At 43.8% G+C, this 19,143-nt stretch carries 18 protein-coding genes; 9 read left to right on the top strand and 9 right to left on the bottom strand.

Going from position 1 to position 19,143, the window contains the following annotated elements; all coding sequences use genetic code 11:
• Positions 1–13: 13 nt before the first annotated feature.
• Positions 14–1,390 (bottom strand): alkaline phosphatase PhoA, encoded by a 1,377-nt coding sequence (gene phoA, locus LNN34_RS11425; RefSeq protein ID WP_202656850.1) that lies wholly within the window; start codon positions 1,388–1,390, stop codon positions 14–16.
• 539 nt (positions 1,391–1,929) lie between these two features.
• Here phoA and LNN34_RS11420 point away from each other — a divergent pair.
• The gene (locus LNN34_RS11420; protein WP_024120725.1) at positions 1,930–2,931 is read left to right on the top strand and encodes a LysM peptidoglycan-binding domain-containing protein; all 1,002 of its coding nucleotides are present in this window, start codon (positions 1,930–1,932) and stop codon (positions 2,929–2,931) included.
• 69 nt (positions 2,932–3,000) lie between these two features.
• On the opposite strand, the gene citR is transcribed toward LNN34_RS11420, so the two are convergent.
• Positions 3,001–3,876 carry a transcriptional regulator CitR gene (citR, locus tag LNN34_RS11415; protein WP_024120726.1) on the bottom strand — a complete coding sequence of 292 codons (876 nt, stop codon included), beginning with the start codon at positions 3,874–3,876 and terminating at the stop codon, positions 3,001–3,003.
• 108 nt (positions 3,877–3,984) lie between these two features.
• On the opposite strand from citR, the gene citA reads away from it, so the two are divergent.
• The 4 genes from citA (at position 3,985) to LNN34_RS11395 (ending at position 9,148) form a co-directional block, all read left to right on the top strand.
• Positions 3,985–5,085 (top strand): citrate synthase CitA, encoded by a 1,101-nt coding sequence (citA, locus tag LNN34_RS11410; protein ID WP_024120727.1) that lies wholly within the window; start codon positions 3,985–3,987, stop codon positions 5,083–5,085.
• Between the two features lie 72 nt (positions 5,086–5,157).
• On the top strand, positions 5,158–6,027 hold the full coding sequence (locus tag LNN34_RS11405) for an SDR family oxidoreductase (RefSeq protein WP_024120728.1): 870 nt from the start codon (positions 5,158–5,160) through the stop codon (positions 6,025–6,027).
• Between the two features lie 250 nt (positions 6,028–6,277).
• Positions 6,278–7,675: a branched-chain amino acid transporter BcaP gene (gene bcaP, locus LNN34_RS11400; protein ID WP_229043410.1), complete on the top strand. Its 1,398-nt coding sequence runs from the start codon at positions 6,278–6,280 to the stop codon at positions 7,673–7,675.
• A gap of 117 nt (positions 7,676–7,792) precedes the next feature.
• On the top strand, positions 7,793–9,148 hold the full coding sequence (locus tag LNN34_RS11395) for a sodium-dependent transporter (RefSeq protein WP_059352610.1): 1,356 nt from the start codon (positions 7,793–7,795) through the stop codon (positions 9,146–9,148).
• 37 nt (positions 9,149–9,185) lie between these two features.
• Here LNN34_RS11395 and LNN34_RS11390 read toward each other — a convergent pair whose 3' ends face one another.
• On the bottom strand, positions 9,186–10,592 hold the full coding sequence (locus LNN34_RS11390) for a PLP-dependent aminotransferase family protein (protein WP_229043408.1): 1,407 nt from the start codon (positions 10,590–10,592) through the stop codon (positions 9,186–9,188).
• A 109-nt stretch (positions 10,593–10,701) separates the two neighbouring features.
• On the opposite strand from LNN34_RS11390, the gene LNN34_RS11385 reads away from it, so the two are divergent.
• The gene (locus tag LNN34_RS11385; protein ID WP_059293143.1) at positions 10,702–11,130 is read left to right on the top strand and encodes a GNAT family N-acetyltransferase; all 429 of its coding nucleotides are present in this window, start codon (positions 10,702–10,704) and stop codon (positions 11,128–11,130) included.
• Positions 11,131–11,163: 33 nt separating this feature from the next.
• Here the strand turns inward: LNN34_RS11385 and LNN34_RS11380 are convergent, their stop codons facing one another.
• From LNN34_RS11380 to sigM, 3 genes are read right to left on the bottom strand one after another with little or no spacing between them, the layout of a single operon-like run.
• Positions 11,164–11,454 carry a hypothetical protein gene (locus LNN34_RS11380; protein ID WP_024120733.1) on the bottom strand — a complete coding sequence of 97 codons (291 nt, stop codon included), beginning with the start codon at positions 11,452–11,454 and terminating at the stop codon, positions 11,164–11,166.
• The gene (locus tag LNN34_RS11375) at positions 11,442–12,518 is read right to left on the bottom strand and encodes an anti-sigma factor (protein WP_082687947.1); all 1,077 of its coding nucleotides are present in this window, start codon (positions 12,516–12,518) and stop codon (positions 11,442–11,444) included. Before LNN34_RS11375 ends, LNN34_RS11380 begins: the two co-directional genes overlap by 13 nt.
• On the bottom strand, positions 12,508–12,999 hold the full coding sequence (gene sigM / locus LNN34_RS11370; protein ID WP_024120735.1) for an RNA polymerase sigma factor SigM: 492 nt from the start codon (positions 12,997–12,999) through the stop codon (positions 12,508–12,510). The genes LNN34_RS11375 and sigM overlap by 11 nt, the downstream gene beginning before the upstream one ends.
• A 196-nt stretch (positions 13,000–13,195) precedes the next feature.
• Between sigM and LNN34_RS11365 the strand changes: the two genes are divergently transcribed.
• From LNN34_RS11365 to LNN34_RS11355, 3 genes are all read left to right on the top strand, one after another.
• The gene (locus LNN34_RS11365) at positions 13,196–14,191 is read left to right on the top strand and encodes an aldo/keto reductase (RefSeq protein WP_069486309.1); all 996 of its coding nucleotides are present in this window, start codon (positions 13,196–13,198) and stop codon (positions 14,189–14,191) included.
• Positions 14,192–14,326: 135 nt separating this feature from the next.
• Positions 14,327–14,926 carry a 1-acylglycerol-3-phosphate O-acyltransferase gene (locus LNN34_RS11360; protein ID WP_044156599.1) on the top strand — a complete coding sequence of 200 codons (600 nt, stop codon included), beginning with the start codon at positions 14,327–14,329 and terminating at the stop codon, positions 14,924–14,926.
• A 101-nt stretch (positions 14,927–15,027) separates the two neighbouring features.
• Positions 15,028–16,155: an NAD(P)/FAD-dependent oxidoreductase gene (locus LNN34_RS11355; protein WP_059336424.1), complete on the top strand. Its 1,128-nt coding sequence runs from the start codon at positions 15,028–15,030 to the stop codon at positions 16,153–16,155.
• Between the two features lie 24 nt (positions 16,156–16,179).
• Here LNN34_RS11355 and LNN34_RS11350 read toward each other — a convergent pair whose 3' ends face one another.
• From LNN34_RS11350 to LNN34_RS11340, 3 genes are all read right to left on the bottom strand, one after another.
• The gene (locus tag LNN34_RS11350; RefSeq protein ID WP_044156596.1) at positions 16,180–17,079 is read right to left on the bottom strand and encodes an NAD-dependent epimerase/dehydratase family protein; all 900 of its coding nucleotides are present in this window, start codon (positions 17,077–17,079) and stop codon (positions 16,180–16,182) included.
• A 178-nt stretch (positions 17,080–17,257) separates the two neighbouring features.
• Positions 17,258–18,592 carry a hemolysin family protein gene (locus tag LNN34_RS11345; RefSeq protein WP_044156594.1) on the bottom strand — a complete coding sequence of 445 codons (1,335 nt, stop codon included), beginning with the start codon at positions 18,590–18,592 and terminating at the stop codon, positions 17,258–17,260.
• Between the two features lie 58 nt (positions 18,593–18,650).
• On the bottom strand, positions 18,651–19,082 hold the full coding sequence (locus LNN34_RS11340) for a MerR family transcriptional regulator (protein WP_229043479.1): 432 nt from the start codon (positions 19,080–19,082) through the stop codon (positions 18,651–18,653).
• Positions 19,083–19,143 lie beyond the last annotated feature (61 nt).

Raw genomic sequence — 19,143 nt, 5'->3', positions numbered from 1 at the left:
TTCTGCATCCTTTTTATTTACCTGTTTTCAAAATGTTAAATATGATTTTTGCCTGGTCGGTATTGTTGATCAGTCCGCTGAATTTCTCTTTTCCGGGGCCGTACGCGTATACCGGCACTTCTTCACCGGTGTGATCGGTACTGGTCCAGCCGCTGTTAGAGCGGGTGTTGAAAATCTTGATGATGGCTTTGTAGGCGCCTTTGCTTTTGTCAGCCTGTGAAGCGGCTTCAATATTTTTCATTTCTTCACGTGTGAAATCCAGATCTGTATAGCGTGCGAGCACATCTTTGACCGGTTTGCCTTCGCTGATTTTTTTGGCCATAAACTCAGGTGTTTTTTTCGCTGCCAAAATCGGCTCCGCATGCCAATTTTTTTCGCCGTTTGCACCGATGGTAAATCCGCCTGTCGTATGATCAGCAGCTGCAATTACAAGCGTATGTTTATCTTTTTTCGCAAATTCAATAGCGGCTTTATAGGCCTGTTCAAAATCCTTAACCTCGCTCATGGCTCCGACAGTATCATTGTCATGAGCGGCCCAGTCAATTTGGCTGCCTTCGACCATCAAGAAAAATCCTTTTTTATTTTGATTCAGCCGGTCAATTGCTGAAACAGTCATATCTTTCAGGGATGGGGTTTTGCTGTCGCGGTCGAGCGCTTTAGCAAGCCCTCCGTCTGCAAAAAGCCCGAGCACCTGCTGATCTTTATTTTTCTTCAGCGCTTGTTTTGTTGTCACATAGCTGTAGCCTGCTTGTTTAAATTCTTTCGTTACATTTCTGTCCTTGCGGGTAAAGTAGGATTTTCCGCCGCCAAGCAAAACGTCAATTTTTTGTTTGCCTTTTATTTTATCATCCATATAGCTGTTGGCGATTTGGTCCATGTTTTTCCGCGATTCATTGTGGGCGCCGTATGCTGCGGGTGTGGCGTGGTTAATTTCAGACGTTGCGACAAGCCCAGTCGATTTGCCTTGCTGTTTGGCTTCTTCGAGCACAGATTTTACTTTTTTTCCGTTTTTATCGACACCAATTGCATTGTTATATGTCTTAACGCCTGTCGCTAATGCTGTTCCGGCGGCTGCTGAATCTGTAATATTATAGTCAGGGTCATCCGGGTGCGTCATCATCATGCCTGTCAGGTTCCGGTCAAATTCAGTTAACTTTGGGTTGTTCGGTGTTTCACCGTTATTTTTCATGGAACGGTAGGCATTTATGTATGATGTTCCCATGCCATCCCCAATCATCACAATGACATTTCTGATCTCATCTTTGTTTTGTTTTTTGGCGCTTGCTTTTTCGGTCTGCTGCAGCTCTGCACCGGCGAATATACCGGCTGTAAGCACGGAAACAGCTGCGACTGGCAGCAATTTTGATTTCATTTTTTGAAACAGACTCATTTTTTTGCAGGCCTCCTTTAATTTGTTCTGCTTATTACGATATGGAATGTTTGTTAAGTGCGGCTGTTGATCCTGTAAACATTAAGTAAAGGATTGTGATGAATATAAATTGTCTGTGTCCGTTATCTTGCCTTTCTTTCATCAAAGCATTCATTTTTTCTGAAAAATCTTTACCTCATGGTTTATGCGTGATATGGTTGTTTAAATAAAAAAACTGCGGATGCCCGCAGTTTTTATCGAAACCTATAAGTTCCACATTCTTTCGCTATGTCATAAATCCCCAAAATGTTCTTCAATTATTTCCTAAATGTTGATAAACCGCCCAAAAAACATGACAAAAGCACTCGTTTTTTGTCACCTTTGAAATGAAAATGAAATATTTAATACCCTTAAAAACTTTTTTTGAAAACGAATAATTAAGAAATTTGTCACGTGAAGTCAAGACTATTTCTGTTGGGAATCCATCCTTATAATAGAAAACAAGATGATTAATTAAAAAAAAGAGATAATAATAGATATACATATTTAGGGAGGAAAACATGAAAAAGCAAATCATTACAGCTACAACAGCAGTAGTTTTAGGATCGACCTTATTTGCAGGAGCGGCATCTGCACAAAGCGTCAAAGTGAAAAAAGGCGACACGTTATGGGATCTTTCAAAAAAATACGGCACCACAATAAGTAAAATTAAATCAGAAAACAAGCTTCATTCTGATATTATTTACGCAGGGCAGACTTTATCTATTAACGGTAAATCGGCAGCATCAGGTTCAAAAAGCAGTTCATCTTCTTCTACATACAAAGTAGTGAGCGGCGACAGTCTTTGGAAAATTTCGAAAAAATACGGCATGACGATCAATGAACTGAAAAAACTGAACGGCTTAAAATCAGATCTTCTGCGTATCGGACAAGTTCTGAAAGTGAAGGGCTCAAGCAGTTCAAGCAGCTCCGGCTCATCAAGCGTGTCTACGTCTGCAACTTCTACATACAAAGTAGTAAGCGGCGACAGTCTATCTAAAATCGCGAAAAAATACGGCACAACGGTTAGCAAAATAAAGAGTCTCAACGGCTTAAAATCAGATTTAATCTATGTCGGACAAGTATTGAAGGTGAAAGGAACAAGTTCTAAACCTGTCACTTCCTCTAAGCCTTCATCTAGTTCAAGCAGCAAAGTATCATCTACATCACTTAACGTAAGCAAACTGGTTTCTGATGCAAAAGCGCTAACTGGAACGCCGTACAAATGGGGCGGAACAACAACTTCCGGTTTTGACTGCAGCGGATTCATTTGGTACGTATTAAACAAACAAACAAGTGTGGCAAGAACGAGCACTGCGGGATACTGGAGTTCCATGAAGAGCATTGCCAGCCCGTCTGTCGGTGATTTCGTATTCTTTACAACATATAAATCCGGCCCTTCTCACATGGGGATTTACATTGGAAACAACAGTTTCGTTCATGCAGGATCTGACGGCGTACAAATCAGCAGCCTGAACAACAGCTACTGGAAGCCTCGCTACCTCGGTGCGAAAAGATTCTAATTTTACGAAGTAACCCGTTCATAGAACGGGTTTTTTTCATTAGACGGAGCATCTTCGTTTTGGTTACATCTAAAAATGAAAATGTGATAAAAAGTCCAAAAACTTTTTTTCCTTCTTATTTTCATAAAGGGCGATCGCATAAGCACCGGCATAGGGCAGCTGCACAGAATGGTAAGGGATTCTGATCATCTGTTTTTCCTCTAATTCGCGCTTTACTGTAGATAAGGGGAGGAATGAAACGCCAAGTCCTTCTTTTATAAACCGTTTCGTTATATGGGTTTGTGTGACTTTCATTGTTCTCACAAATGGAAAAGTCACTCTGACTTGACGGAGTAAGTCGTCCCAGTAGTCAGGGTGATTGTGGGTCAAAAGCAGGTATTGCTCAAGCACCTCTTTGGCATCAATTTCTTCGTCTGATGTGAAACGCTGATCAGGAGGCGCAACGAGGACGACAGGGTCCTTATATAAACAGTGGCATGTTAAAGAAGAAGACTGGACTTTTAAACAGCTCAGTCCGATATCCGCCTCGCCGGCTTTAATCAGAGACGAGATTTCTGCCGATTCAAAAATTTTCACTGCAATTTCTGTCTCGGTATTCATTGAAGTGTATCGTTTCATAACAGATGGAAGCACGGTATCGGCGATAAGCGGCGAAACCGCGAGCTGTAAGGTTTGAGAGTAGCCTTGTCTCACTCTGTGGAGCTCTGCCATGCTGTTTTCATAGTCATCAAGCAGCCTCAGTGCGAATGGCAAATAAGCCCTGCCTTCATCGGTTAACTGAATCTGCCTGCCTTTTCGCTCGAACAGCTTGCAGCTGATTTCTTTTTCTAATTGCTTGATATGAACGGTTACAGTGGGCTGAGATAAAAAAAGCGTTTCTGCTGTTTTTCTGAAGTTTTCATATTTCGCTGCGGTCACAAAGGTGTGAAGCCATTTGAAATCCATTTCCATTCTCCCTCTGATTAAGATTTTTAATTAATTCCCTTTAAAATATTCAATATTTTTTAAATATTATATTTACTATAATAACAGAAAAGGATAGGGGGAATACAAATGGTACATTACGGATTAAAGGGAATTACATGTGTGGACACATCAATCAGCCATATTGACGGCGAAAAAGGCCGGCTTATCTACAGAGGGCATCATGCAAAAGACATCGCGCTGCATCATAGCTTTGAAGAAGCCGCTTACTTGATTTTATTTGGAAAACTGCCGGCATCAGATGAATTACAGACATTTGAAAAAAAGCTGATTGCGGAGCGAAACCTGCCTGACCGTATCGGGCGTTTGATTCAGTCGCTGCCAAACAACATGGACGACATGTCGGTACTGAGAACGGTTGTTTCAGCATTAGGGGAAAATACGTACACGTTTTATCCAAAAATAGAAGAAGCGATTCGGCTGATTGCCATCACGCCGTCCATTATCGCTTACAGAAAACGCTGGGTGCGCGGCGAGCAAGCCATTGAGCCATCTTCCCAGTACGGACATGTCGAAAACTATTATTATATGCTCACCGGTGAACAGCCTTCAGAAGCAAAAAAGAAAGCGCTTGAAACATATATGATTCTGGCCATGGAGCACGGCATGAACGCATCAACTTTCTCGGCACGGGTCACTTTGTCTACAGAGAGTGATTTGGTATCGGCCATTACCGCGGCGCTTGGCACGATGAAAGGCCCGCTTCATGGAGGGGCTCCATCTGCTGTGACGAAAATGCTTGAAGACATTGGAGAAAAAGCGAATGCTGCAGCGTATTTGACAGCAAAGCTTGAAAAAGGAGAACGCCTGATGGGATTTGGGCACCGCGTGTATAAGACGAAAGATCCGCGGGCAGAAGCTTTGAGACAGAAAGCTGAAGAGGTTGCAGGCGATGACCGTGATTTGGATCTGGCGCTGCATGTAGAGGCAGAAGCGATTCGTTTGCTGGACATCTACAAACCGGGCCGCAAGCTGTACACAAACGTTGAATTTTATGCAGCTGCTGTCATGAAGGCGATTGATTTTGATGATGAATTGTTTACACCGACGTTTTCCGCAAGCCGAATGGTAGGCTGGTGCGCACATGTGCTGGAACAAGCAGAAAACAACATGATTTTCCGCCCGTCAGCTAAATATACAGGGGCTATTCCTGAAGAAGTACTTTTATAAACATATTTTGCAGTTTATTCGCTTCTGTGATGTGGTAAACGATCAGTATTATCATGTCTAGGAGTGATCAATATGAACCCAATGGACAGACAAACAGAAGGACAAGAACCGCAGCGGCAGGACCGGCAGCCGGGTATTGAGTCCGAAATGAATCCGCTTCCTTTATCAGAGGACCGTGATTATAAAGGAAGCGGAAAACTGAAAGGAAAAGTCGCAATCATTACAGGAGGCGACAGCGGAATCGGGAGAGCGGCAGCAATCGCGTACGCAAAAGAAGGGGCGGACGTCTCCATTCTTTATCTGGACGAACATTCTGACGCGGAGGAAACGCGAAAACAGATTGAACAGGAAAACGTCCGCTGCCTGCTGATTCCGGGTGACGTCGGAGATGAGAAGCATTGTGAACAGGCTGTACAGCAAACCGTAGACCATTTTGGGAAGCTGGATATTTTGGTTAACAACGCAGCTGAACAGCACCCGCAGGACAGTATTCTTGATATTTCAACAGAGCAGCTTGAAAAAACCTTCCGCACGAACATTTTTTCAATGTTTCATATGACAAAGAAAGCTTTGCCCCATTTGAAAGAAGGTAGCGCAATCATTAATACGACCTCGATTACCGCTTATGAAGGGGATACCGCATTAATTGATTATTCCAGTACAAAGGGGGCAATTGTCTCCTTTACACGATCAATGAGCAAATCTCTTGCGGATAAAGGCATCAGAGTGAATGCGGTGGCGCCCGGTCCGATTTGGACACCGCTGATTCCGGCGACATTCCCGGAAGAAAAAGTGAAACAGCATGGACTTGATACACCGATGGGCAGACCGGGACAGCCGGTTGAGCATGCGGGGGCATACGTCTTGCTCGCATCTGACGAATCTTCCTATATGACGGGACAGACGATTCATGTAAATGGCGGCCGTTTTATTTCAACATAATGTACAAAAAAACCAGCAAATCTGCTGGTTTTTTTTGTGCATGAAAATAGATTCCTGCAGAAATTTGTCGAATTTTTAAAAAATTTAGTTTTCATTTTCGGATTTTTATATATAATATTGAGTAGGAGAAAGGAATGATTTATCACCAGTACAAATATAGTAGAAAAAAAGAAAAACGGCCATTACCGCTCATGAATTCAGAAAATTCAAATAAAATATAAAGAATACATCAGCTAGGAGTTGAAGGGGAATGAAAGGAAGCGTATTTAGGAAGAAAAGCATACAAGATTTAATCGCTGCAACAAATGGGGAAAAATCCTTACAAAGAGAATTGGGGGCATTTGACTTAACACTGCTTGGGATTGGGGCCATTATTGGTACTGGGATTTTTGTACTGACGGGAACAGGGGCAGTAACTGCCGGACCCGGACTGACCGTTTCATTTGTTGTCGCAGCGCTGGCTTGTTTATTCGCTGCTTTGTCTTATGCTGAATTTGCTTCAAGTGTGCCTGTCTCAGGTTCCGTGTACACATTTACTTATGCTACAATGGGAGAACTTTTGGCCTTCATTATCGGGTGGGATTTAATTTTAGAGTATATGCTGGCGGTAAGTGCCGTTTCAGTCGGGTGGTCCGGGTATTTTCAATCATTTTTGTCCGGGCTGGGCATTCATCTTCCGGTTGCCTTAACGGCTGCTCCGGGGGCTGTAAAAGGAACATTTACCATTTTTAATCTGCCTGCGTTCGTCATCGTTCTTGCGATTACGTATTTGCTTTATTTAGGTATCAGAGAATCTAAAAGAGTCAACAACATAATGGTAATTTTAAAAGTGCTGGTCGTTCTCTTATTTATTGCGGTGGCAGCTGTTTACGTGAAGCCGGATAACTGGCAGCCGTTTATGCCAATGGGCTTTGGCGGCGTATTCAGCGCAGCGGCGCTCGTTTTCTTTGCTTTTATCGGATTTGACGCTGTATCCTCTGCTGCGGAAGAGACGAAAAACCCTGGGAAGGATCTGCCGAAAGGAATTATTTTCTCATTATTGGCTTGTACGATTTTATATGTGACTGTATCAGCCATCATGACAGGGGTTGTTCCGTTTGTCCAGTTTGCAGGCGTCGATCATCCGGTTTCTCTCGTTCTTCAAAGCGCGGGGCAAAACTGGGTGGCAGGCATTATCGATATCGGCGCGGTTTTGGGAATGACAACGGTTATGCTTGTGATGCTTTATGGACAGACACGCGTTATGTTTGCTATGTCTCGTGACGGTCTGGTTCCGGGCTCGCTTTCTAAGGTTCATCCGAAGCATAAAACACCTTATGTTGCGACTTGGTTTTTCGGCATTATGTCGGCGCTTCTCGGTTCACTTGTTCCGCTTGATGAGCTTGCCAAGCTGGTAAACATCGGTACGCTGTCAGCGTTTGTGCTGATTTCTGTGGCGGTTATCGTATTGAGAAAGAAACAGCCTGATCTCCCGAGAGCTTTTAAATGTCCGGGGGTTCCGGTTATCCCGGGCTTAGCAATTCTTTTCTGCCTGTTTTTAATTTTTAATCTTGGATGGGTGACGATTGTCCGCTTCCTTGTGTGGCTGTTAATTGGCTTGGCGATCTATTTCTTATATTCAAGAAAGCATTCAAAATTAAATCAATAACTCTCAAAGAAGAGAGCGGCTTACACTGGCCGCTCTCTTTTCTATTCTCATCAAATGAATATATAGAAATAAGCATGAAAATAAGAGATAATATAGGCTGGAAAGGAAGTGACATCATTGTCTGAGCAAAAACCAGTCCAATGGGCTTCAAAAATCGGTTTCGTCATGGCTGCCGCTGGATCAGCCATCGGCTTAGGCGCGATTTGGAAGTTCCCTTATGTAGCGGGGACGAATGGAGGAGGCGCCTTTTTCCTTATTTTTGTGCTATTTACCATTCTCTTGGGCTATCCGCTTTTAGTGGGAGAATTTATCTTTGGAAGACGGAACCAAACGAATGCCATTGATGCATATAAAAAAGAAGCGCCGCGAACCGCTTGGTTTCTCACAGGATGGGTCGGCGTAGCGGCTTGTTTCTTAGTTTTATCGTTTTACAGTGTTATCGGAGGATGGATTTTACTATATATAGTGAAAACAGCATCAGGTTCACTGTCCGGACTCACCCAGGAACAGTACGGTGCACTTTTTGGTTCTGTTATTCAAAATCCCGTGCAGACGCTCGCGGCTCAGCTTATCTTTATGGTGCTGACTGTGCTGGTTGTCGCCAGAGGGGTTCAAAAAGGGATTGAACGGGTAAGCGCGGTGATGATGCCGATTTTGTTTATATTGTTTGTCCTGCTTGTTCTTCGGTCGCTCACGCTGGATCATGCGATTGAAGGCGTGAAATTTTTGCTTGTGCCTCATTTCGGCGATTTGACGCCGGAGTCTGTTTTATTTGCGCTGGGACAGGCTTTCTTTACGTTAACACTGGGGGTTTCGGTCATGGTGACTTACAGCTCCTATCTGCCGAAAACGCAAAATATCCCGCGTTCTGCAGCCTCCATTGTCGTCATGAATATCATTGTGACACTTTTGGCAGGCCTGGCTATTTTTCCTGCGGTATTCTCCTTCGGATTGGAGCCGAATGAAGGTCCGACTTTGCTGTTTACAGTGCTTCCGGCCGTTTTTGAACAGCTTCCGTTCGGCATCCTGTTTTTCATCGGCTTTCTTGTCGCATTTTTATTTGCCGCACTGACCTCTGCTTTTTCAATGGTGGAAATGATTGTAGCCATTATCGGCAAAGGCGATGAAACGAAGAGGAAAAAACTGTCATGGACAAGCGGGTTTTTAATCTTCTTAGTCGGTATCCCATCTTGCTTATCTTATGGCATGCTGAGCGATGTGCGCATATTTGATAAGACGTTTTTTGACGTTGTCGATTTTACCGTCAGCAATGTTCTGCTACCATTAGGCGCCCTGTTAATTTCTATTTTCATTCCGCTGAAAATATCAAAACAGGAGCTGTGGGCAGAAATGAGACAAGGATCGCATCCCGGAAAAGCATTCTTTTATATATGGTTTTATTTGCTCCGTTTCGTTGTGCCGCTGGCTATTATTATTGTGTTCTTAAATTTAATCGGCATTATATCCTTTTAGAAAAACAGGCTCCGATGGGGGCCTGTGTTTTTGTTTTTTATGATTTCATCAGCGGCTCCCATGCGGTTTTCAGCTTTTTGATACCGAGCCAGATGTCCTCTTCAGAAAGCCCTCCATAACCGATTAAGACAGAAACATACGGCGGCTGGCTTTTGTACGATGGAGATACCGGATAGACATTCACTCTGTTTTTGGCAGCGGCTTTTATCGCTTCATCCTCACTGGCTGAAAACATGAGCCGGAGCAGGATGTGAAGCCCCGAGTTTTTTCCGAGAACCTCCACACTGTCTCCCAGTTCAGTTCGTATCGCTTCCAGCAGAACAGCATGTTTTTTTCGATACAAGGATCTCATCCTGTTCAAATGCTTTTGCCATTCGCCGTTTTCAATGAAATCTGCCAATGCCAATTGATTATGGGAAGAGACCGTCTGTTTCATCAAAAGCGCATTTTTTCTTACGGGTTCAATAAGTGCAGCAGGAAGAATCATATAGCTGATCCGCAAGGAAGGGAGCAATGATTTTGAAAAAGTGCCGAGATAAATGACCCTGCCATTCGGGTCAAGGCCTTGCAGAGATGGAATGGGCTGCCCGCTGTAGCGGAATTCTCCATCATAATCATCCTCAATAATAAATGAGTTTGCCTCTTTTGCCCAAGATAACAGTTCCTGTCTTCGGGCGATCGTCATTATGCTCCCGAGCGGGAATTGATGCGAGGGAGTCGTATAGACAAGATGCGGGCTCTCGTGTGTAAGGCTAGCCGGCAGGACTCCTTCTTCATCAGTGCAAATGGGAATCACGTTCATGTGATTGGCCTCACACATTCGTCTTGAACGGTGAAATCCCGGTTCTTCAAAACCGATTTTTGTTCCCGGCTGTAGCGTAAGGCAAAGAATTTGCAGAAGGGCGGTAGTGCCTGCTCCGATAATAATCTGGCTGGGGTCACAATTGACACCGCGTGACAGTCTGACAAATCGGGCTATCATTTCTCTGAGTGCAGGTTCTCCTTGAGGATCGCCTGAGGTGTGAAATTGTTCAGAATACAGATCGAGACTTTTCACTATGCTTTTTCGCCAAGCGTTAAAGGGAAAGTGGACCGGATCGACATTTCCTTGGTGAAAGTTAATAACAGGTTCTATTTCTTTATGAGTGACCAATTGAGGAGGCGGTTGATATGATACTGGAGCAGCCGGAAACTCAGGTTCAATTTCTGCCGCAAACCAGCCGATTTTAGGCTGGCTTTTGACATATCCTTCAGCGGTTAATTGCTCGTAGGCGCGTTCTACCGTTGCCGTGCTGACACCGAGCAAGCCGGAGAGCCTTCGTTTTGACGGAAGCCTCATTCCCTTGGTGATTCTGGCATGTATCATTTCATGTTTGAAATAGGTGTAAAGCTGTTCATACAGCGGTGTTTTGCTTGTTTTGTCCAGAAACGGCGTGATATCCATTTTATCTCTCCTTTGCATCTGGCGTGGTCATTTTTTCAGGTTTTGGCTATTTGGTGAATGCCATAAATCGGATATCATCATTGTAACGAATGGAGAGGGGATTGATAAGATGCTTCATATCAAACAATTAACGAAGAGAGAAGAGTGGATGGAAGCTTATCCGGTGATGCACGAATTAAGAACAGAGCTGGATGAAGAGACGTATTTACATAGGCTGGAACGCTGTGTCCAAAAAGAGTCGTATATGCTGTTTGCCTTATATGAGGATAAAGCGATCAGGGCGCTGTGCGGCGCGCTGCCAAGGGTTTCGCTTCATAAAGGAGAGTACGTATGGATAGCGGATCTTGTCACAAGCGGGCTTTACAGATCTAAAGGGTACGGCAAACTTCTTTTGGATTATACGGCAAACTGGGCGGGAGATGCGGGCTATCCTCTTGTCGGTCTTTCATCAGGCCTTCAGCGCAAAGACGCCCACAGATTTTATACGGATAAAATGGGATTTACGATTGAAAGCTATTTATTCAGAAAACAACTGTAATAAAAAAAGACGCCGTTTCAGGCGTCTTTTCTGCTAAAAGCCAAACTGTAAGTTGGTATCCACAGATACGATCGTATACACACAGATAATCACAAAGAGATTAAGTACAACGCCGAGCAGACCGGGACCCGTGCGTCCTCTTTTGATGAAAAGCTCGATAACGCCAAACGGAACGGCGGCCATGGCAAACGGCAGCATTTGATAAGAATAAGAGGTCACATTGCTGATAATCGCCAAATTAAGCAAGAGCAAAGACAGAATTGCTGTCCCGACAGATATCCAGCCAAATACATTATGTTCTTTAAAAATTCTTACCAATTCCATAATTCCACCTCGCCGACATTTGCTGATTTTACTGATTTGTTTTTCAGCATGCGCTGGATTTCCTTGGTCGGTCCTGTAACGACTGAGCCGTATACATTAACACCATTTTTCTCTACATAATCCAACCGGGAGTCCACTTTTAAATCTTTTCGTTTTGAGATGACCTGCGCCCATTTCTCGTGCTTCGATATGTAAGTTAAAGCATCGATAAATTGGTCGCCGTTTGACTTGCCTTTTGTATTAAGCGCAGTCAGGAACTTTGAATCTTTCCCTGGGTAGCCAAGCGGCTCTGCGTAAGGGGTATCCTTTGTATTGTTCTCTGTTTCAACCGCGTTCCACAAAAAGCTTACATCATAGCCGCTGAATTTTTTATACACTTCTTTTGTCGGATATGCCCGGTCATAAGAAAGGTAGACCTCGGAAACAGTCCCTTCAGGCAAAGTTTTTAATGTTTTTTCCGCTTTTGCGGTTGTTTGTTCAGATCCGCTTGATGGGTGTGTAAAGTAATGGCCAGCTTTATGGATTTCTAAGTCATAGTAGTTGACGACCGGCGCTTTCACTCTGTCATAAAACATTTCCACCCGTTCATTCCCCACGGCGGCCGTTTTCGTGCCAATCTGTTTTTGCAGCGGGAATTCTGTATTCATGCCAAACAGCTTCACCTGGCTCTTCAGTCCAGAAGTATCGACAAGAACATTTGGCATAGTCAGGGCTACAGTGACTGCGGCAGTTTCCATAAATTCATTGCCGGTGCTGTGTTTTCCTCCCATTCCGTAATAGAGGTAGCTTCCCAGCGTACATAGCGGCAAAATCATTAATGTCGAAATGACGGCAAGCGCGGAAATACGCAAATATGACTTCCGTTTGCCGTAGGCCAGAATGGCTTTTTGTTTTTCAGGACTGATGTCGACATCCCAATCATGATCGTCTGGCAGCTCACTATCAATCAGTTCCTGATACACTTCGAGCTTCTCAAGTTCCTCTTCAAACGCGGTCATTTCCTGATCGCTCATTTCACCGTTTTTATATTGATCAAAACGCTTTTTAAATTCTTCATTCATCATTAACACCTCTATTATAAAGTGCTTTCAGCCGCTGTCTGGCACGAAACAAAACACTTTTAAAATTCGCCTCTGAAATATTCATAATATGGGATGCTTCTTTGTAATTTAATTCTTTTAAATAATATAGTGTTAACGCCTCCCGATAGTTATCGGGGAGCTCGGACATATAACCAGTCAGCACTTCCTTTATCTCTACCTGATGGGCAGGGCTCTGAACAGCAGTCTGAAAGAGACTTCCAATCAAATCATCAGAAATGGTTACTTCTTTCTTATGCTTTCTGACGTAATCAATGAAGGCGTTCCGCGCCACTTGAAAAAGCCAGGGCTTTACTTTGCTGTGATCATAGGAGTGAATGTGTATGTATGCCCGCATAAAGGTTTCCTGCAGCAAGTCTTCGGCAAGATGCTTGTCTTTTGTCATGGAGAGCAGGAACCTGTAAACATCATTCATGTACATTTGGTAAATTTCATCGATCGTCACTGCCTTTTCTCCCCTCTATGTTATACACGCATAAGAAAGGTATAAAGTTGCACATTACATGCAAACGGCTTTTTAATACGTAATCAAACACCATTACTCTATAGTACCGAAAATTTGCCCTGAAAGATAGTGGTGAGAAATGTTTAACATTTTTTCCATCAGGGAAACCATAGTGAAAAAGTGAAGGAGTGGCACAATGGAATATACCAGTATCTCAGACACAGGAATAAAAGCCTCCCGAATTGGACTCGGCACATGGGCGATCGGCGGAACCATGTGGGGAGGCACTGATGAAAAAACATCGATCGAAACCATCCGCGCCGCTCTTGATAAGGGGATCACACTGATTGACACCGCGCCGGCATATGGCTTCGGACAGTCCGAAGAAATTGTCGGGAAGGCGATCAAGCAGCATGGGGCAAGAGATCAGGTTGTTCTTGCCACTAAAACGGCGCTGGATTGGAAAAACAATCAGCTGTTCCGCCATGCTAACAGAGCGAGAATCATTCAGGAGGTCGAGGATTCCCTGCAACGGCTTCAGACGGATTATATCGATCTATATCAGGTGCACTGGCCTGATCCGCTTGTCCCGATAGAGGAAACCGCAGAAGTGATGAAGGAATTATATGATGCCGGGAAAATCCGTGCAATCGGCGTGAGTAATTTTTCGGTTGAACAAATGGATACATTTCGGGCTGTTGCGCCGCTTCATACAATCCAGCCTCCTTACAATCTGTTTGAAAGGGAAATTGAAGAGAATGTGCTCCCGTATGCGAAAGACAAGCAGATGACAACACTATTGTACGGCAGTTTATGCAGAGGGCTGTTAACAGGAAAAATGACAGAAGATCAATCGTTTGAGGGAGACGATCTCCGAAATCACGATCCGAAATTCCAGAAGCCAAGATTTAGAGAGTATCTTTCTGCTGTCAATCAATTAGATGAGCTGGCGAAGACACGGTATGGAAAATCAGTGATTCATCTGGCCGTCAGATGGATTTTAGACCAGCCGGGAGCGGGAATCGCTCTTTGGGGGGCTAGAAAACCTGAGCAAATAGAAGCGGTATCCGAAATTACCGGTTGGACGCTGAGCAGTGAAGATAAAAAAGACATCAATACCATATTGGAACATACGATATCAAACCCGGTCGGACCGGAATTTATGGCGCCTCCGACAAGAGAGGGCATATAACAAAAAGCTGAGGATGATTCCTCAGCTTTTTGACGTTAAGAAAAGAGAAATCTTAAAAATTAGTACCAGGTAATAAAAAATGTTGTTATAATAAGTAACAGAAAGAATCATTGATTACGACAAAGGAAGTGCGATATGTATAAGTTTTGTGCAAATGCTTTAAAAGTTATTCTTTCTCTTCGCGGAGGAGTGAAGGTGTATAACAAAGAAAACCTTCCGGCCGATTCAGGTTTTGTCATCGCGTGTACACACTCTGGCTGGGTTGATGTGATCACACTCGGAGTCGGGATTCTTCCTTATCAAATACACTACATGGCGAAAAAAGAGCTTTTTCAAAATAAATGGATCGGTTCGTTTCTGCAGAAAATTCATGCCTTTCCGGTAGACCGGGAAAATCCCGGGCCAAGCAGCATTAAAACGCCGATTAAGCTGCTGAAAGAAGGAGAAATTGTCGGAATCTTCCCAAGCGGAACAAGAACCTCTGAGGATGTGCCTTTAAAAAGAGGCGCAGTGACAATTGCGCAAATGGGGAAAGCGCCCCTTGTTCCGGCCGCTTATAAAGGACCTTCAAGCGGAAAGGCGTTGTTCAAAAAAGGAAAAATGAAGCTGATTATCGGTAAACCTTTGCAGCAGGCCGATTTTGCCCATCTTCCGTCTAAGGAAAGGCTGGCGGCTATGACAGAGGCTTTGAATAACAGCATTAAAGAGCTTGAAAAGAAGCTGGAACAACTTTAATTCATCAGTCATTGCATTCATCCATTTCCCGATTGTTTATAATTTCCTGGTCCATTAGCTATACTAAATGAGGTATTGATCATTGGGAAAGGTTACGAATCATGAAAAAAATTATAATAGTCGGGGCTGGAATTTTGGGAGCATCAACAGCATATCAGCTAGCCAAAATGGGTGCAGAGGTTCTGGTTATAGATCGGAAAGATAAGGGCCAGGCCACCCATGCAGCGAAAGGCATTATCTGTCCATGGCTGTCTCCTCGCCGTGATCAGGCTTGGTACCGGCTGGCAAAGGACGGAGCGCGCTTTTATCCTCGGTTCATAGAAGAACTTAGAAAAGAAGGCGAGACGGACATTGGTTATGCTCAAGTCGGTGCTCTCAGTATTCATCACGATAAAGAAAAGATAGAAAAGATCGAAAAACGTGTGCGGGAGCGTAAACAAGCTGCCGCGGAAATGGGTGAGATTACCTCTCTTCATGAAAACCAAACCGCTAATTTGTTTCCTCTGCTGGCTGAACGGTACCATTCTGTTCATATAAGCGGAGCCGCCCGCGTGGATGGAGAAGTGCTGCGAGATACATTATTGAGATCTGCTCAAAGAAACGGCGCAGTCATTTTAAAAGGTGATGCTGCGCTTCGACATCATTCGAATCATGTCACAGGCGTAACTGTCGGTAATGAAATCTATTCTTCTGACGAGGTTATTGTTTGTGCCGGTGTTTGGGCAGACCAATTGTTAGCGCCTTTGGGAATTCGCTTCAAAGTAAGTGTGCAAAAAGCGCAAATTGTGTATGTGCAGGTGCCGAATGTAAATCATATCGACAGCTGGCCTGCAGTGATGCCGCCTTCCAAAGAATATCTTTTAGCTTATCATGACAATAGAATAGCGATCGGTGCGACACGTGAAGATGAGATAGGCGGACGTGATGTACGGATAACGGCTGGCGGGCTGCAGGAACTTCTGAGCAAAGGATTAGAAATGGCTCCCGGCTTAGCGAACAGCACCTTTCAAGAGGCAAGAGTCGGCTTACGCCCCTTTACACCAGGAGATGTGCCGGTGATCGGATCTCTTCCCGGCTGGAATGGGATCATAGTGGCAAACGGCCTTGGATCGTCTGGTTTAACAATGGGCCCCTATATGGGGGAGCAGTTGGCAAAGATGGCCCTCAAAATGGATTTGGATATCAATTTAGATGATTATGATATAAAAAAAGCAGCAGGAGTCCGGTGATCGCCTGCTGCTTTTTTGTGATGTTTATATTTTTGATAATGATAGCTGATCCTCTGGCAGTGCTTTAAGAGAGCCGTCATTATTTAATACAGAACGCCATGTATAACGCGGTTCATAGCCAAGGACCTTTTTGGCTTTATCGATTGCCATCAGCGTTTCATATCCTTTTATATCTCTCTTTAAAGATACATCGGGGAAAAATCGTTTTACTAAGTCTTCACTCGGCTCTTTCATGATGGTATCGGGTGCAGTAATATGGAAGACGTCATTTCCGAGATTGTTTTTTTCGAGTGCTAGAAGGCAAGCATGTGCAGCATCCCTGACATCACAATACGCCCATGCATTTTTCTTTTGAATATCCTTTTGCTGCTCGTTCCAGTGCATGCCTGGGATTTTTTCGTACTCATCAGGCTCATATATATTCGCAAAGCGGAGAGTGACAATTTGTGTATTGATCAGCTTTGAATACATATCTGAGAGGATTTCGGTCAGCCGTTTTGCCATCGCATAAGATGACTTTACGATCGTTGGATGCTCCTCGTCTACGGGAAGGTAACTGAGCTCGTCCGGCACAAATGGATATCCCAGCACCGTTTCACTTGAAGCCCACACAAGCTTACGGATTTTAAAATCTTTACAGGCTTCCAGAATATTGAAATTAACAAGCATATTATTTTCAAATATCGCCTGTGATGTATTCCTGACATCTGTAGGGATATTCCCAAGGTGAATCACAGCGTCACTGCCCATAATTAGCTGACATACCTGACCGTAATCCCGTAAATCAGCTTGAATAAATTTTTTCGATGCGGATTCTTCTTTTAATACTCTGTCTGATGCTGTCACATCATGGCCGGCCTCTAATATTGTTCTGACAGCCCAGCGTCCGATTTTACCTGCTGCTCCAGTTACGACAACTTTCATGTTTTCGCTCCTTTTCGATAATCATGCAGAGATGTTCGTTTTTTCTCGCAGTTGCACCTTTTTAGAGTTCCCGCGGATGACCGATTTATTAGCAGCAGTTTTCAGAAAAGAGGTATGATCACGTCAAAAACGAACCAGAATAAAAAAAGACACCTCAATAAAGGGTGTCTTTTTCAAATTATGCTTCTTTCGACTCGCCAACTTCTATCAGCTCTTCTGCTGCGAGCTTTTTCACTTCAATATAAGCGACGTGGTGGCCGTCAATTTCATTAATAATAAATTCACAGCCTTCTTCGATAATTGAATCGTTCTTTTCAACATCGTATTTCTGAGTAAGGAACCAGCCGCCGATCGTATCGACTTCTTCATTCTCTAAATGAATGCCGAGCAGGTCGTTCACTTGGTCGATCAAGACTTTACCGTCCAGCATGTAATGGCCTTCGCCGATTTTGCGGATTTCGCTGATTTCATCAATATCAAACTCATCGCGGATTTCGCCAACGATTTCTTCAATAATGTCCTCTACGGTCACCAGTCCGGCAGTTCCGCCGTATTCATCTGACAGGATTGCCATGTGGACTCTTTCTTTTTGCATTTTGACAAGCAAATCATGGATCGGCGCAGATTCAATCACATGAATGATCGGATTCACGAATTGAGAGATGGTGGAATCAACAGAAACCTCGCCGCTGATGCAGGCGGTCAGCACTTCTTTAATATTAATAACCCCGATAATATTATCTTTATCGCCCTCTTCTACAGGGTATCGGGTATATTTTTCAATTTGAATGATTTCCATCATGTCAGCGATCGTAATATCGTGCGGCAGGCTGACAATTTCGGTTCTTGGAATCATAATTTCTTTCGCGAGCCTGTCGTCAAATTCAAATATCTTATTCACGTATTTAAATTCTGATTGGTTGATTTCTCCGCTTTTATAGCTTTCGGATAAGATAATCCGCAATTCTTCTTCGGAGTGAGCCAGTTCATTTTCAGAAACGGTCTCCAAGCCGAAAGCTTTCGTCAATAATCGTGCTGAGTTGTTTAGCACCCAAATAAATGGGAACATAATGCGGTAGAACCAAATCAGCGGTTTGGCAAACAGCATGGACACTGCTTCAGCTTTCTGAATTGCGACCGTCTTAGGCGCCAATTCTCCCACAACGACGTGCAGGAAAGTAATGATGGCGTAGGCAAGGATGAATGAGATGACGTGAGACAGTGAACCTGGCATGTTCATCTGTACGAAAAGCGGGTGAAGAAGCCTTTCAATCGTCGATTCGCCTAAAACCCCTAATCCAATCGAAGTCAATGTAATTCCCAGCTGACACGCTGATAAATATTCATCAAGGTGCGTGGTCACTTTTTTTGCGGCAATGGCTGATTTATTTCCTTCCGCGATCAACTGATCAATCCGTGAGCCTCTGATCCTGATAATGGCAAACTCAGATGCTACGAAAAATGCCGTCAGCGCGATTAAAACGGCGACTAAAATCAAATTAACAATATCCAATTAGAACCTTCACTCTACAATGAGAATGAAGGTAACACCTCCTGTTAGTAAAATGGTTTTAACTTAACAGCAGCATAAATGATTGGAATACGGCGAGTTTTTCGGGTGTAAGTTTGCTTTTCAGCTTGTCACGATCCTTAGGCTCCAGCCGTTCAAACCGATGCAAGATTCCGGAGATGTTTTGATTCATATAATCAATTTCAGATGCCAGATTTCCAATTTCATCACGATCTATGGCTGAAGAGGGAAACTGGTTCTCCAGTCGATCTTTAATATCGGACAGGGCCAATCGCTGCTGCTTGCAATCTACAATAAATATGAGTCGTTTAAGTGCGTTTTCATCGTAGTAACGATAATTTGAACAGGATCTGGCCGGCGTCAGCAGACCAAGATTCGTATAATAATCAACTGTTCGTTTCGTTACCCCGGCAAGTGCCGCTAGTTCACTGATACGATAAGTCTCAGCCCCATCTAAATCCCTCCCAACCATCACGTTATAGTTATGAGAATAGTTTAATATATGAAGGGTGCCTTACACAAGTTTATTGTTT

The sequence above is a fragment of the Bacillus sp. AF23 genome (genome assembly GCF_020861455.1).
In the GTDB taxonomy this organism is placed as follows: Bacteria; Bacillota; Bacilli; order Bacillales; family Bacillaceae; genus Bacillus; species Bacillus halotolerans.
Note: the sequence above shows the minus strand (reverse complement) of the source record. Positions and strands in the feature narration are given on the sequence as shown.